General features: G+C 58.4%; 10 protein-coding genes and 1 pseudogene. 5 read left to right on the forward strand and 6 right to left on the reverse strand.

Translation table 11 applies throughout. The features are described 5' to 3' along the window. The 3 genes and pseudogenes from DW796_RS09020 to DW796_RS09030 form a co-directional block, all read right to left on the reverse strand. Positions 1–242: pseudogene (locus DW796_RS09020) on the reverse strand (hypothetical protein); the annotation flags it as partial. Next, on the reverse strand, positions 230–844 hold the full coding sequence (locus DW796_RS09025) for a hypothetical protein (protein ID WP_147351029.1): 615 nt from the start codon (positions 842–844) through the stop codon (positions 230–232). The pseudogene DW796_RS09020 and the gene DW796_RS09025, both read right to left, overlap by 13 nt. Before the next feature lie 87 nt (positions 845–931). Then, positions 932–1,897, reverse strand: coding sequence for a Sir2 silent information regulator family NAD-dependent deacetylase (locus DW796_RS09030; RefSeq protein ID WP_199579847.1), 966 nt, complete (start codon positions 1,895–1,897; stop codon positions 932–934). Between the two features lie 143 nt (positions 1,898–2,040). On the opposite strand from DW796_RS09030, the gene DW796_RS09035 reads away from it, so the two are divergent. The 3 genes from DW796_RS09035 (at position 2,041) to DW796_RS09045 (ending at position 4,800) form a co-directional block, all read left to right on the forward strand. Continuing rightward, positions 2,041–2,595 (forward strand): TetR/AcrR family transcriptional regulator, encoded by a 555-nt coding sequence (locus DW796_RS09035; protein WP_117583297.1) that lies wholly within the window; start codon positions 2,041–2,043, stop codon positions 2,593–2,595. 204 nt (positions 2,596–2,799) lie between these two features. After that, the gene (locus tag DW796_RS09040) at positions 2,800–3,330 is read left to right on the forward strand and encodes a flavodoxin family protein (protein WP_118094908.1); all 531 of its coding nucleotides are present in this window, start codon (positions 2,800–2,802) and stop codon (positions 3,328–3,330) included. A gap of 180 nt (positions 3,331–3,510) precedes the next feature. After that, positions 3,511–4,800: an ATP-binding protein gene (locus tag DW796_RS09045; protein ID WP_118094910.1), complete on the forward strand. Its 1,290-nt coding sequence runs from the start codon at positions 3,511–3,513 to the stop codon at positions 4,798–4,800. A 98-nt stretch (positions 4,801–4,898) separates the two neighbouring features. Here the strand turns inward: DW796_RS09045 and DW796_RS09050 are convergent, their stop codons facing one another. Next, positions 4,899–7,139 carry a DNA gyrase subunit A gene (locus DW796_RS09050; protein ID WP_118094912.1) on the reverse strand — a complete coding sequence of 747 codons (2,241 nt, stop codon included), beginning with the start codon at positions 7,137–7,139 and terminating at the stop codon, positions 4,899–4,901. 45 nt (positions 7,140–7,184) lie between these two features. Continuing rightward, positions 7,185–9,182: a type IIA DNA topoisomerase subunit B gene (locus DW796_RS09055; RefSeq protein ID WP_118094914.1), complete on the reverse strand. Its 1,998-nt coding sequence runs from the start codon at positions 9,180–9,182 to the stop codon at positions 7,185–7,187. A 451-nt stretch (positions 9,183–9,633) separates the two neighbouring features. On the opposite strand from DW796_RS09055, the gene DW796_RS09060 reads away from it, so the two are divergent. Together DW796_RS09060 and DW796_RS09065 are read left to right on the forward strand one after the other, a co-directional pair. After that, the gene (locus tag DW796_RS09060; protein WP_118094916.1) at positions 9,634–9,864 is read left to right on the forward strand and encodes a helix-turn-helix transcriptional regulator; all 231 of its coding nucleotides are present in this window, start codon (positions 9,634–9,636) and stop codon (positions 9,862–9,864) included. 9 nt (positions 9,865–9,873) lie between these two features. Beyond that, on the forward strand, positions 9,874–10,458 hold the full coding sequence (locus DW796_RS09065; RefSeq protein ID WP_118094918.1) for a hypothetical protein: 585 nt from the start codon (positions 9,874–9,876) through the stop codon (positions 10,456–10,458). Positions 10,459–10,548: 90 nt separating this feature from the next. On the opposite strand, the gene DW796_RS09070 is transcribed toward DW796_RS09065, so the two are convergent. Beyond that, entirely contained in the window at positions 10,549–14,916 is a 4,368-nt protein-coding gene (locus DW796_RS09070; protein ID WP_118094920.1) for a hypothetical protein, read from the reverse strand. Positions 14,917–14,960 lie beyond the last annotated feature (44 nt).

Consider the following 14,960-nt stretch of genomic DNA (forward strand, 5'->3'; position numbering starts at 1 on the left):
TATCGCGCGTAGTAGGCCCATTGCTGCTCGAGGCTGGGGTAGAGGTGGTAGAAGCCGTCGAAAAGGCTCTTGAAGCCAAAGGCTTGCTGCCAGTCCGCCATTCCTGCGCGCGCCATGCCCGCGCGGTTGTAATGGTTGAACCCGGCGGCGCTCGACATGCCCGAGCCGATGCCGACGATGATGGCGTCGGCATCGTCGATAAGGCTTCGAAGCCTACGCGCTTCTCTTTCTAGGGGTGGCATCGGGCGATCTCCTCGAAAGCCGGGGCCATATCGCCGTCAACGAGAATCGTCTCGCACGAAGCGTCGGGCGCCATGGCCTGGCCGTAGTTGAACACGATGTAGGTGGCGTGCTCGCAGGCGTTCGCGATCTGGGCGAGCATGCGCTTTATGACGCCGTTGTGCAGTCCCACGCCAAGTTCGAGGATGGCGACCCTGCCGTTGCGATGGGCTTGCACAAGACGCGCGAGCTCGTCGAGCTGGGTCATGGCGAGGGTGTCTGGATGGGCGAGGCGCCGCTCGTCAACCGACGTGCGCGTGCTCCCCTCAGTCTCGAGCACGCGCTCCTCGTCGAACCCGGCGCGCGCGAAGTGCCCGTCGATGTTGCATGTGACCACGAAGGTGTCGGCGTGCTCCGTAAGACGCCGCAGCCCGTTCATGAGCGAGCCGGGCTCATATTCGAGATACTCCTTTTGATGGAACCGCTCGGCCCATCGGCGTCGCACGCTGGCATCCGGGGAAGCGAGCCCCTGCAGTATGCAGCCGATGCCGTCTGCCTGGGCGAGGTCCCCGTACGCCTCTTGGAAATGAGCATCGGCGCAGAAAAGGTTGAGCCCCTCTGCCATGTCCAGTCCGTTGCTAGCGCCGATGATGACAAGATCCGCTTCGGCTAGCGCCCTGCCTATGCGAACTGCTTTCGCCGTCTCCATGCGCTACCTCCTCAGCGTCTTGCGCACGTCGGCAAGCACGTCGGCGATGTCGGCGCGAACGGCGAGCCCCCGATCCTCGATCGCGCGGGGGAGAAACTGCGTCTTGTTGTTTACGGCGATGTAGCTGGCCTGCGGTAACTGCGCCGTGAGGGCCCAGAACGGCTCCTGGATAAACGCGGGCGTCATGCGGCCCACACCCAGCTCGAGGAAGAGGATCCTCTGCCGTGCGTGCGCGTCGAGCCATTCGGACACCTTGCGGTACTGCTCCTCGTAGAGTTCGCCCTGCAGGAAGTTGCCGTAGCCGCGAACCCAGGGGAACGCCTCTGCCCCGCAGTGCGGGCAGCGCGGCACGAGCTCTGTCGGAACCTCAAGGCCGTCTCCCATGGCCTCTACCATGTTGGAGACCGGCTCGACCGCATCCCACACCTCGTCGGTGCAACAGCGGGAGCACTGAAAGAAGCGGTGGTCGCCTTGGATCTCTGCCACTTTCTCCCAGGGATAGAGCTTCACAAACTGCGTGTCCTGGTTGGTGGTGAGCACGAAGAAATCCTTCTCGGCGAGAATGGCGTCGAGGTCCTTGTAGGGCTTGCGCAGCGGGGCGTTGAGCGTGGTGTCGAGGAAGGTGGCGAGGTATCCCCAGCGCGCCTCGGCGGTGGGCCAGCGGTAGAACGACCCCTCGAAAGCGCCCTTGAAACCGTAACGCTCGGCGAATTTGCCGAAATGCTTGCGATAGGTCGCGTTGTCCTCGTAGTAGAAGTCGCCGCCGCCCGCCGCGGAGAGCCCGGAGGCCCCGCCCACCAGCACGCAATCGGCTTCTTCGATCATACGGGCGAAGTCCTCGATTTGCTGGTCGTAGGGCTCGGGCTCGCGGTCACTCAGCTCATAGGGCGTGCTGCCGCTGCGGTAGGCGGCATGAAGGGAAAACGATCGGTTGGTGAGCTCGATAACGAGCTGCTCGTACAGGGTCACTGGATACCTTCTTTCAGCTATTATAAACAGGTGTCTATAAAAAGTATCCATGTCGATTTGCTTAAGAGCAATGAACAGCTTCGGCCTGTTGTCGATAAACGAGCGTTTGCCGGGCATTGTCGAGCGTTGCAATTGGAGGGGTAATGGAAGCGGGGAAGATCGATCGTCGCCGACGCTATACACTCTCGGTCATACGGGAGGCGTTCTTCGCGCTGCTGGCCGAGGTCGGCTTCGCGAAGATGACGGTAGCGGATATCTGCCGCCGTGCCGATATCAACCGTGGCACGTTCTATCTGCACTACGAGGACAAGTTCGCCCTGCTCGACGCGCTTATCGACGAGGCCTTGGCGGCGGTGCCGCCGCTCGAGGGAACAGAGGCGGGTGCCCTCTGCCAGCGTCCGCCGGCAAACGATGACTATTATCTGCTCTACTCGGATGACGACGCGTACGCCCGGGTGGCACAGCGCGTCGTCGAGCGCGGCGCCGAGCAGATGGTTCCCTCGATCATGGAGGAGACTGGGCTTTCGCGCGAGGACGCCTATCTGCTCTTCGTCCACAACGTCCAGGGAAATCTCGCGGTCAACCGCCTACTTGGTTGGAGGCGGGGACCCGAGTTCGCTCACGCCCAGGAGCTGCTCAGTGCCTATTCCGAAGGAGGCATGCGGGCGGTATCGGCTCGCCACGATCCCCGTAGTTGACCTTGACAGCGTGCCATTTCAGGCAGGCGACGTTGCTATGGCCCCTCTTTGGTTTTCGATGTTGTATAAGGCAATCGCAATCGCCTTGAGCTTCTTTAGGGAACTTGAGCAAGAGATATGGCCTGCTGGCGATTGATTAACCCCATTTGTTTTGGTTACAAGAAAAAATGCTGCGCGCCTGCAGCATGAAGGAGAGGGAATCCTATGAATATCGTTGTATTGAGCGGCAGCCCGCGTAAGGGCGCCAATACCGATACCATGGTCGAGGCGTTTGCCGAGACCGCGCGTGAGGGCGGCAATACGGTCGAGGTCGTCCGCGTTGCCAGCAAGAAGATCGCCGGCTGCTTGGGATGCCAGTACTGCTTTGCCCATGAGGGCGTCTGCGTGCAGAAGGATGACATGGCCAACGTGATTGAGTCGCTGAAAGACGCCGACATGGTCGTCTTCGCTTCGCCTATCTACTGGTTTGATATCACCGCACAGGAGAAGGCTGTCATCGACCGCCTGTACGCCTTCGGTGCTACGGGCTTCCCGTTCACCAAGACGGCCCTTTTACTCGATAGCCACAGCGAGGGCGTCTATGATGCGGCGATCGCTATGTACAAGTCAACCTGCGCGTACTGCAAGTGGGAGGACCAGGGCATTGTCACCATCAGCGGTATGACCGAGCGCGACAGCATGGCATCCTCGCCCAAGTTGAAAGAGGTGCGAGAGCTCGCTCGCAAGCTTGCCTAAGGACAAGAAGAACGCATGGCAATCAGCGTTGGTGGAAATGCTTGCTATCCTTACCAAGAGATAGGGGTGTATTCCCTCAAGTGCCGTATAGAACAATTTTTAAACGCAGAAAAATAACTGAAAACAAATTAATCCGCGTTAAAATATTGTCAAACAGAAGTTCATGAGGGAAGGTTGCGTATGCGTCGCAAGGCAGACGAGCTCCTTAGGGAATGGCGAGACAGGGCTGATAGAAAACCTTTGCTGGTCAAAGGCGTGCGCCAGTGTGGCAAGACCTATCTGCTCAGAACGTACGCTCAGGATCTTTTCGAATCGGTTGTCTACGTTAATCTTGAGAACGACCGGTCGGCGCGAGCGGATTTTTCGGGCGGTCTTGACCCTCATTCGATCGTACGCGCGATTGAGGCTCGTACGGGACAGCGTATCGTGCCTGGCAAAACCTTACTGTTCATTGACGAGATCCAGGCATGCGAGGAAGCGCTCACTTCCCTTAAATACTTTTGCGAAGATGCTCCCGAGTATTACGTTGCGGCTGCCGGGTCGCTTCTTGGGGTTGCCATTAACCATCAGTCGTATTCGTTCCCCGTCGGAAAGACCGACTTGATTGAGATGACTCCACTCGATTTCGAGGAGTTTCTCTGGGCGATGGGGCACGATCAGCTGGTCGACGAGATACGCTCATCATTTGAGATAATGGGTCCTCTTGCGCCAAGCCTTCATGAAAAGGCGCTTGGGCTCTATCGACAGTATCTTGTTGTTGGCGGAATGCCCGAGGCGGTCCAAACGTACATCGATGATCAGTCAATCATTGATGTGGCCGAAAAGCATCGGATTATTCTCGACGGATATTCCGCCGACACCAATAAATATGCTGATGAACGCTTGAGCGCAAAGACGCGTGCGTGCTTCGATTCCATTTCACAGCAGCTTGCCAAAGAGAATCGTAAATTTCAATACAAGGTAGTGCGAGCGGGGGGCAATGCGTCTCTCTTTGGAGATGCTCTCGATTGGCTTGTATTGTCGGGTACGGTGGCGCGCTGCAGCCTAGTCGGGCAGATCGAAAGCCCCTTAGAGGCCTTCGTTAACCCTTCTGCTTTTAAAATCTATCAGGCGGATACAGGGCTGCTCGTCTCCAAGGCCGGTGCTCAACGCGCCGATATTCTAGCCGGCATCGGCGGCACATTCATGGGCGCACTTACCGAAAACTACGTTGCCCAACAGCTTTCAGCCATGGGCTATCCGCTGCATTATTGGGCGCGAGATAATCGTGCGGAAATCGACTTTGTAGTAGAGAAGCAGGGATGCTTGTCTGCGATTGAAGTCAAGGCGGGGGAGAACACAAGATCTCGAAGCCTGTCCTCACTTAAAAAGACCCATCCGGGCGTGCGCCTTATCAGACTATCGACTAAGCCCTTTGGAATGAATGATGGGCTTATGTCTGTTCCACTTTATGCGACATTTTGTCTATAGGGATGATGTTGCTGTAATGCATGGGGCCCGGAGCGCGATGTTGCTGCGCTCCGGGCCCCGCTGCTTTGTAAAACCATAACGGTTTGGTCGCCGTTGTTTTAGTCAAACAAACTCGGCATGTCGTTTTCCTTCATGAGGGCGCCGGCGGAGGGCAGGCTCTGCGCGGTGAACTTTTCGGCCGAGACGCCGGCGCCAAGAATCTCCTCGGTCGTGCCGACGGTGGTGACCGAGCGGCCCTTCTTGGCCGTAAAGGCCTGGACGCCCTGCGTGTTGGTGGTCGTCTTGGTCTTAAGCAGCGACGTGTTGAAGTTCATCAAACGATAGTCGCTCGAGACCAGCGCGATGTCGCGATCTTCCTTGAGCACCTGGGCATACAGCAGCTTGCTGCCACCATAGATAGCGTTTTTGAGGCGCTTGCGGTTGGTCTTGGTAACGTATCCGGCAAGCGCGACACGCACCACGCGGCCGTTCTCAAAGACAAACAGAGCGTCGGCCTTGTAGTCCTCGGGGTCGATGACCCAGATGACGTTCTCGTCGGGTTCCATCTCAAGATCGGTCGGCAGGTACGAGCCCAGCTGTGCCGACTTGGTGTCCTCAAACGCCGTGACCTTGCACTTGTACACCTGGCTCTTGTTGGTAAAGACCAGCAGCTCGTGGGTGTTGGAGGACGGGAACTCGATAAAGGGTTTGTCGCCGTCCTTGTACTTGAGCGTGGTCGCCTTCTTGAGCACGCGGTCCGTCATCTTCTTGAGGTAGCCATCGCGCGAGAGCATGATCGTAACCGGGTACTCCTCGACCTCGGGCTCCAAGCTTACCTCGATAACCTCATGGGGCTCGATCCTGCCCGTGCGGCGCGGCATCACGTACTTCTTGTTGACCGCGGCCAGCTCGTCGCTGATGACCTTCTTGATGTTCTCTTCGCTCGAAAGGATCTCCTCAAGCTCGGCAATCTCGCCCTCGAGCTTAGCGATGTCCTTGGTGCGGTTGAGGATGTACTCCTCGTTGATGTTGCGGAGCTTGAGCTCGGCGACAAACTCGGCCTGGGTCTCATCGATGTCGAAACCCTTCATAAGGTTGGGTACAACCTCTGCCTCGAGCTTAGTGCCGCGGATGATGGCGATGGCCTTGTCGATGTCGAGCAGAATTGCCTCAAGGCCGTGCAGCAGGTGCAGGCGCTCGGACTTTTTGCCCAGGTCAAAGTTAATGCGGCGACGCGTGGACTCAATACGCCACTTGACCCACTCGTGCAGAATCTGGCGCACGCCCATAACGCGGGGATAGCCGTCGACGAGCACGTTAAAGTTGCACGAGAACGAATCCTGCAGCGTGGTCGAGCGATAGAGCTTCGCCATGAGCTTGTCGGGGTCGACGCCGCGCTTAAGGTCGATGGCGATACGCAGGCCCGAAAGGTCGGTCTCATCGCGGATGTCGGCAATCTCCTTGACCTTGCCCTCCTTGGAGAGCTTGACGATGCGCTCGATGATGACATCGGTCTTGGTGGTGTAGGGGATCTCGTAGACCTCGATAATGCGCTCTTCGGGAATCCAGCGCCAGCGGGAGCGGATCTGGAAGCTGCCAAGGCCGGTCTCGACGATCTTCTCCATCTCCTCGCGGCGGTAGATAATCTCGCCGCCGGTCGAGAAGTCGGGCATGGGCATGTACTCGAGCAGGTCACAGTCGGGATCCTGCAGGTAGTGCATCGTGGCGGTGCAGACTTCGTTGAGGTTGAAACCGCAGATGTCGGACGCCATGGCGACGCCGATGCCCTTGTTGGCCGAGACGAGGATGTTGGGGAACGTGGTGGGCAGCAGGCGCGGCTCCTTCATGGCGCCGTCATAGCTGTCAACAAAGTCAACCGGGTCCTTGTCGATGTCTTTGAAGATCTCGGCGCTGATGGGGGAGAGCTTGGCCTCGGTGTAACGCGAGGCGGCGTAGCTCAGGTCGCCCGAATAGTACTTGCCAAAGTTGCCCTTCGACTCCACGAAGGGGGCAAGCAGCGCTTCGTTGCCCGTCGCCAGGCGCACCATCGTTTCGTAGATCGCGGCATCGCCGTGCGGGTTGAGCTTCATGGTCTGGCCCACGATGTTGGCGCTCTTCTGGCGCTCGCCCTTCAGCAGACCCATCTTGTACATGGTGTAGAGCAGCTTGCGGTGCGAGGGCTTAAAGCCGTCGATCTCGGGGAATGCACGCGAGACGTTGACGCTCATGGCGTAGGGCATGTAGTTGACCTCGAGCGTCTGCGTGATCGGCTGGTCGGTGACCTCGGAGTGCAGGCCGATGACGTTCTCGGCGTTGACCTGCTTTTTCTTTGGCTGGTTCTTCGTCTTCTTCTTTGCCACGATTTCCTCTTGAACTTCTTGTGGGCCGTCGTTATCGATTTGCTGCTATTGCAGGTCCAGCTGGTCCAGGTATTCCTTGCCGTGCTCGGAGATGTGGCGCTTGCGGCCTGCCTCGTCGTTGCCCAGCAACAGGTTGAACATGGTTTCCATCTTGGTGACGTCCTCGGGTTCCACCTTGATTAGGCGGCGCGTCTCGGGGTTCATGGTGGTGAGCCACATCATGTCCGGATCGTTCTCACCAAGACCCTTGGAGCGGTTGATCGAGCACTTCTGGTCGCCGATTTCCTTGAGGATGCCGTTCTTCTCGAGCTCAGTGTAGGCAAAGTAGGTCTTCTCTTTGCAGTTGATCTCGTAGAGCGGCGACTCGGCGATATACACATAACCTTCGTCGATAAGCGTGGGCACCAGGCGGTAGAGCATGGTGAGCACGAGCGTGCGGATGTGATAGCCGTCGACGTCGGCGTCCGTACAGATGATGACCTTGTTCCAGTTGAGGTTGTCCAGGTCAAAGGCACCAAGGTTCTTGATGCGCTTGTCCTTAATCTCCACGCCGCAGCCCAGCACGCGCATGAGGTCCATGATGATGTCGGACTTAAAGATGCGCGGGTAGTCCTCCTTTAGGCAGTTGAGGATCTTGCCGCGGACGGGCATAACGCCCTGGAACTCGGCGTCGCGCGACGTTCGGATGGCGCCAGCTGCCGAGTCGCCCTCTACGATGTAGATCTCGCGGCGGCTCTTGTCTTTGGAGCGGCAATCGATGAACTTTTGCACGCGGTTGGCCATGTCGGTCTTCTGCTGCAGGTTGGTCTTGATGCTCTGACGCGTCTTCTCGGCGTTCTCGCGCGAGCGCTTGTTGATGAGCACCTGCTCCACGATCTTGTTGGCGGCGTCTTTGTTCTCGATCAAGTAGGTCGAGAGGCGCTCCTTAAAGAATGCCGTCATGGCCTGCTGGATAAAGCGGTTGTTGATGGCCTTCTTGGTCTGGTTCTCGTAGGACGTCTGGGTGGAGAAGCAGTTGGTCACCAGTACCAGACAGTCCTGGACGTCTTGCCACTTAATGCCGGTCTCGTTTTTGTTGTACTTACCCTGTTGCTTAATATAGGCGTCGATGGCGCTGGTCAGAGCGCTGCGGGCGGCCTTTTCCGGCGAACCGCCGTTCTCGAGCCACGATGAGTTGTGGTAGTACTCCTGCATCGTGAGGGTGCGCGAGAAGCACATGCACGCGGTGATCTTTACGTTGTAGTCGGGCAGGTCCTCGCGGTCGCGACCGCGGCGGTCGGCCTCGATAAAGAAGGGCTCGGTGAGGTAGTCGGCACCCACCTTCTCGAGTACGTAGTCCTCGATACCCTTGGGGTAGCAAAAATCCTCTTCGGAAAACTCGCCGTCGTCGCCCTCGATGCGCAGGCGGAAGGTCACGTTGGCGTTGACCACGGCCTGGCGGCGCATGGTCTCGCGATACCAGTCGTGGGGAATGCTGATGGAGGTAAAGACTTCAAGATCGGGGCGCCACTTGATGGTGGTGCCGGTGCGGTCCTCGTCGCTGGGCTCGATCTCGAGCGCCTTCTTTTTGGCGCCGACGACCTTGCCTTTCTTAAAGTGCAGAGAGTACTTGTTGCCGTCGCGCCAAACGGTGACGTCCATGTACTCGGAAGCGTACTGGGTCGCGCACGAGCCCAGGCCGTTGGTGCCGAGCGAGAAGTCGTAGTCGCCGCCCTGGTTGTTGTTGTACTTGCCGCCGGCGTAGAGCTCACAAAAGACGAGCTCCCAGTTAAAGCGCTTCTCGGAGGGGTTCCAGTCGAGCGGGCAGCCACGGCCGTTGTCCTCTACCTGAATAGAGCCATCGCGAAAAGCGGTGAGGGTGATGAGCTTGCCGTAGCCCTGGCGCGCCTCGTCAACGGCGTTGGACAGGATCTCAAAGGCGGCGTGCGCGCAACCGTCGAGTCCGTCCGAGCCAAAGATGACGGCGGGGCGCAGTCGTACGCGCTCCTCGTCCTTGAGCTGGCGGATACTGTCGTTACCATAGTTTGCGGTGTTTTTTGCCATACTCGCTCTCTCGGTGCTCCCTTGCTGCGTTTTAGTCATATAGATAGTCAAGGTAGCATAGCCCAGTCCATAGGCGATTCCAACCAACACGAAATCCATCGAACAATCGTTCGAATTAACGGGTATAGTGCTTAGTGGTAGCGCGGCATTGTTAAACAAATTTGGATACAAACGAATTTTATTTAATAGGGACCTAGTTTTACTAAACAAAATCGAACGATGCTGATTGCACGAGCGGGCACAGCGATCGACTATCAATCACGTTTACTCGGACAAAACCGAGTCGGTTCTGTCCGAGTAAGTTTGAATAGCGAATCGAAATTGTTATGTCCACATGGCGATGGCGAACATGGTTTCCATAATGACAGATATAGTTGACATCTTGTGAAGAATGCAATATATTTCTGTCATGGTGCAACGGATATCTGTCCATATTTACGAAAGGAACTCCATGCCGGGCAAAAAGAACCTACGCATGAAGGCGGCACGCGCGGCGGCTGGCCTTTCGCAAGCTGACTTAGCCCAAGCCGTGGGCGTTGCGCGCCAAACCATCGGCCTTATCGAGGCGGGCGGCTACAACCCCACGCTCAATTTGTGCGTGGCAATCTGTAAGGCGCTGCGTGTTACGTTGAACGACTTGTTTTGGGAAGACGAAATCGACGTCGACCCTGACGCTCTTTAGGAGTTCGCTATGAAATTTGAAGATTTAAAACTCGTGCAAAAGTGGCGTGAATATGCCGGCCCAAAGGATGAACGCCTGGAGGCTGAGAACGCGAAGATCTACAAGATTGGTTTCGTGCTGCTTTCGTTTGGCATGTTGATGATCTTTTTCTACCAGTTTATAGCTCGACAGGTTGCGTGGGTTCACAGCGACGCCAGTGAAATGCCGCATGGCTTTGCAACGCCATTCGAGGCAGCCATGTATTTGTGGCTCGTTCTCGTGATGTTGATTTGCGCAGGACTGCAAACGCGGAAGGGCTATGTCGATACCAATCGTTTTGGGCAAACCGAGCATCTTCCTGTTGGATATTTCCTGCTTGTCAGCGGTCTTAGCGGCGCCGCGTTCGCGCTTGTTATTGCCGCAATGCGCTGTGTCGCTGAGGCGCAGATCGTACTGCTCGAAAGCGTCTTTTGGTTGGCGAACCTGGCCACGGGCGTGTTCTGCGGTGCGACGATTTTCGCGGCCACGTTTGCTGTCCTGTGTGCAACGTTTTTCACGGCGAAAAGACGCCGTGCCAAGCTCGAGGCAGAACTCGACTCCTCAGACGACATCTAATGCGCAATGGGCCGGCTCTGGGTATCCAGAACCAGCCCATTTTGATGTTCGATTAGCCGAGTCGGCGCCTCTCACAAAAGTAAGTAGGAGCTAGCGAGGCCTATCCGAATTGACCTCATTGGCGGTGTCGGTTTCGAGCGCCGTGCGGCGGGCGCCGTAGGCGACGAGGCCGGCGCCTGCCGCGGCGAGTGCTGCAGCGGCTGCCGTAAGGGGAGCGTTGACATCGCCCGTGCCCGCAAGCGCGCCCGCTTTTCCGGAGCGCTTGTTATTGCCGTGGTCCTTGCCGCTGTCGGAGCTGCTGCCACCACCGGAGCTGCTTCCACCGGAACCGCCGCCACTCGAGCCTCCATCGCCGTCTGCTGTCATCGGGGCGTCGTGAAGTCCTGTCGTATCCGCGCTGTCGCATACGCCGACCTGAACTTCCGAGCGTTCGCATGCCGCGTCGGGTACATGAAGCTCGTGCAGTACGGCGCCCAGCGTCGAGTTTGCGCCCGGTCGAATTTCCTCGAACGTTACGGGATCGAGCGCCACCAGATTACGTGCCTTCGCATACAGCGTTACGCGTTTGCCCACTTCGTCGCTCCAACTCTCGGGGATGGCGAAGCTCATGCGGAACTGTGCCGTGCAACCCGGTGCCAGCACGGCGTTGCCGTTGTCGGCTACCAGCGGGTGCGTCGCAAAATGTTCGCCCAGCGTCTCGAGTGCGTACTTCACGTGTGCCATGTCGTTGGCCGAAGCGTCCTCGGCAAGCTCTGGATCGTAGATCGATGCCATACGTGCGTTCACCCCGAATCCGATGGATGCGCTGGAGAACGGCTGGCTAAAGCCCTCTCGATACAGATCGATCGTGCCGGCGGTCAGCAAGGTGTTGCCGTCGTTTCGCACCGTGACCATGAAGGATTCGCCTGCTGCTCCGGGCACCACTGCGCCCGAGGTGGCGACCGCCCCTGTCGGAGTGGCACATGCCACCAAGGGTACTTCGATGCCGTGCAGCTCTGCCTCGCTCTTCTCCGCGCTCACAATGTGCGTGGCGAGCGCGGAGAGCATGCCTCCCGACGTCAAAAATGTCGTTATCTGATCGACGGGATGGTCCAGCTCGCACATCACGAACGGCTCCGTGAACAAATCGCGTGCCAAGGTGCTGGCGAAGATGCGGAAGTGCTTGCCCATCACTGCTACCGGGTTGCCTTCTTCGTCGTAGGTTTGTCCCACCTTGCCGTCGGTGTTCTCTACATAGAGCACGCATCTGCCGTTGTTGCTTACGCTAAACGATGCCGGGCCACAGCCTGCGGCACCCACAGGCTGCGTTGCAAATGCCGATGCGCCTCGCGTCCAAGTAATATGCTGCAGTTGCTCGTTGACGGTTGCCAAAAAGCCCGAATGTTGTGGCCACGGCACCGCACAGGGCACCGCGGCGTCCGGCGGCATAACGCCCCAGCCCGCAATGGACTGGCCGATCACGGCGTACGATGCGCAGCCGCAACCGTCTGTGGTCTCGTACGCAACGGGCACCACCATTTTGCCGTCGATATTCTCGGGCGCGCCCAGCTCGATACTCGACGGTGCTTGCGGAAAGCGGAGGACCTGACGGAACGTGAGGCTGTCGCCCGAAACGTCCGACCACAGGGTGAAACATTCCAGCGCAACCTCAGCCTCGCTGCTGAGCGCCTTTTCTGCGGTGGTTCCGCGGCGGTGGAGGTAGACACCCGACAGACGTCCGTCGACCAGCGTCTTGCCCACCGTGATACGCGGGCACTGCAGGCAATGGTAGCCATCCTCCTGAAGGCGGCCGCGCGAGATACTGCGCCACGACGTGTGCGATGTCACGCGAACTCCGTCGTTGCTTATGCGCAGGCGCACAACGGACAGTATGCCGGATGTGCTCGCCGTATCGAAAAGGGTGTTGTCGCCGGCGGGGCGCTCGCCCGAGACCAGCAGCACGTAGGCGTCCTGGTTTCCTCTTCCGTCCGTATATTCCACCACGTCGAAGTCGTAATCGTATATGCCGTCGCGCTCCACGTCGCCCTCGCCAAACCCAAGGGGGAAGTCCACGGGCGTGGGGGCAGACCACGTGCCGTTCGCCTTTGTGTGCACCACCAGGCGCGAGCGGCCATTGTCGCCGTAGCGCACCGAGGCGATGCGGAACAGGCATTCTGCGCCGGCAATCATTGCCAGTTTCATGTGAGCTTCGCTGAGCACGCCGGAAAACAGCACGCTGTCACTCGAGGGTTTGATACCGCCACGCTCGTCCTCCGATACACCAGCAGAATTGGCGTTGGGGTCCGCAACGGCGTTCGTCGCCTGCCTGATATAGGCGTACTTATACATTGGCGCGGCGTTTTCGTCGTTCTCTATCAGTGCATGGACGAAATGCTCGATCTGTCCCGTGTCGTCGCTCTCCGCGTCTGCCTCGAGCTCAATGCGCGTGACCGCTTGATCCCAATCGCGCACGACAGGCGCAACGTTTGCGGCAGTGGCATTAACCTCGGCGCGTGCGAGCAGCTCGGCGTTAGTGACGATGGTGGCCGATGCGATAAATTGCGGCACGCCGCCCGCCTTGATGTCGCCGGGCGTGCCGAAGCAGGCATCCAGCGTGTAAGGCGTATCTCCGCCCAATGCGAGTTCAGAGCGCTGGAGTACATACTGGTCGCCGTTGTTCACCGACATATTCCACGAATCGAGGAGTGTGGGCCACGATCCCGACCAAGCTTTGGTGGTCCACTTGAACATGACGAACTGGAGTATCACATCGACATCGACGTCTGCACCTACGCGCAGTCGCGGAAGCTGGTGTCCATCCGCCTTCTCGTACCCAATGAACAACGTGAGGGATGCGGCGCCGCGCACGGCAGACGAGGCGACGCCTGCAACGCCGGCTCCAAAGGTGACGGCAAGCCCGATCTGGATGGTGAAAGAGCCCGACGTGTTGGAATAGTCGAGCGAAATGTTCTTGAAAAACGCCGCGCCGCTGCCGTGCGTGTGGGCGCCCACGGCGAGCGCCAGTTTTGCCAGCACCCAGGGGTTGACGTTTAGGAAAAACGGCACCGGTCCCAGGGTAAACTGCTCAGTCCAATTGAGGTCGGTTCTTACTTGGAAGAGGGCCTTAATATTGCCATATGCGGGATCGTTGTTGTCACCCCAGGTTTTGCCCACCCAGTCGTAGGCGAGCGATCCGTACAGCTGCGTGGCGATATCCATCGTGAACAGCAGTGTGCAGTGATGGCGAAGCAGCTTGGTGTTCCTTGGATCGGTACCCGAACCGGCACTCATGCTCTTGTACTGATTCCACTTCCCCTCCATCTCGTCGAGGTAGCGGTTTGCCTGCTTGGCGCCCGACTCGCGCGGCGATTTCTTCCAGTATTCCGGATCAGGATTGCCCGAATCGTTCATATAGCTGGCTGGTTTGTATCCTCCGCCAAACAGTACGTACCCGGCAAACGAGAAATCGAACAGAATGGGGAACGAGGGCATCCAGCAGGTGAACTTGTTGCCGCCGATGCCGGGAAACGCCGCTGGGAAATCAAACGGAGTGATCTCTTGGTCCATAGTGGTGGGAATGATGGTGGTCGAGCCCGATTCCGACTTTGCGGCCGGCGCGGTGACAACGGCCATAGGGGATGAGAGCGTGTAGGTCTTGCCCTGATAGTCGAGGACAAAGCGCAGCTTGCACCCTTCTTCCAGAAGGCCCGATGCCGCGTCGAGAAACTTGTCTTCGAGTGTGAACGTCGCCAGATTATTCGCACCCGATGCGCTGGCCTTGATCTGACCGATCTGCGTGACGGTTTCGGGTGAGCTGCCCGCAGCGGGCATCACTTTATTGATATGCAATGTTGCCTGCCCGCCCTGTGGCAGATGTGCCTGAACGGTAAAGGCGTGCGTGTCGGGTTGGTCGTTTGCTGCTTCGTCCGCTGGCATTGCCATAAACGTGGCGTCGGCGTACTGGATATCCCATTCGTCGAACGTGAGCTGGCGGAAGTACGGCTCGCCGTCGGAGAGCGGACGTGTGGGCGCGGTTATGGCGGTGCCGCCCTGGATACGCGCGAGGGGAATCTCGACATCACGGTAGCCCGCCATGCTAATGGAGATGCCGCCGTTAAAGTCGTACGCGTCAAGGAGCGTTGCCTCGTCCACGTAGCCTTCCGAAAGCGGCGCGACCTCAAAGATGGCCGTGCCTTCGTCGTCGGTCGTGGCGGTGAGCTGCTTGCCTGCGGCATAGCGCGAAGTGAGCGTGACCTGGGTGCCCGTGATGGGCGTATTCTTGTTGGCGACGTCGACCACGACCACACCAAACATGGTGCGCGAGAGAACGAGCACCCTGAAGGGGTCTTTTTCGTCGGCATAGGCTTCGGTGGGCGCGAACGGCAATATGAAGGCGTTTGCGCTTCCCGGCACGCGCGGCAACATAATGCTCGCCAGCGAGGACGCTCCGGCAACAAGTAACGAACGGCGATCAAGCATCTTTGGCTCCCATCCCGCAAACATCGGAGGAAATAATCCAATTT

The sequence above is a fragment of the Collinsella sp. AM31-2AC genome (genome assembly GCF_003469285.1).
GTDB lineage: Bacteria > Actinomycetota > Coriobacteriia > Coriobacteriales > Coriobacteriaceae > Collinsella > Collinsella aerofaciens_AT.

Excerpts from the sequence above, each read along its gene's own strand:
- DW796_RS09070 (WP_118094920.1), bottom strand. The coding sequence starts at position 14,916 with ATGCTTGATCGCCGTTCGTTACTTGTTGCCGGAGCGTCCTCGCTGGCG.
- DW796_RS09040 (WP_118094908.1), top strand. The coding sequence starts at position 2,800 with ATGAATATCGTTGTATTGAGCGGCAGCCCGCGTAAGGGCGCCAATACC.
- DW796_RS09025 (WP_147351029.1), bottom strand. The coding sequence starts at position 844 with ATGGCAGAGGGGCTCAACCTTTTCTGCGCCGATGCTCATTTCCAAGAG.
- DW796_RS09035 (WP_117583297.1), top strand. The coding sequence starts at position 2,041 with ATGGAAGCGGGGAAGATCGATCGTCGCCGACGCTATACACTCTCGGTC.
- DW796_RS09045 (WP_118094910.1), top strand. The coding sequence starts at position 3,511 with ATGCGTCGCAAGGCAGACGAGCTCCTTAGGGAATGGCGAGACAGGGCT.
- DW796_RS09055 (WP_118094914.1), bottom strand. The coding sequence starts at position 9,182 with ATGGCAAAAAACACCGCAAACTATGGTAACGACAGTATCCGCCAGCTC.
- DW796_RS09060 (WP_118094916.1), top strand. The coding sequence starts at position 9,634 with ATGCCGGGCAAAAAGAACCTACGCATGAAGGCGGCACGCGCGGCGGCT.
- DW796_RS09065 (WP_118094918.1), top strand. The coding sequence starts at position 9,874 with ATGAAATTTGAAGATTTAAAACTCGTGCAAAAGTGGCGTGAATATGCC.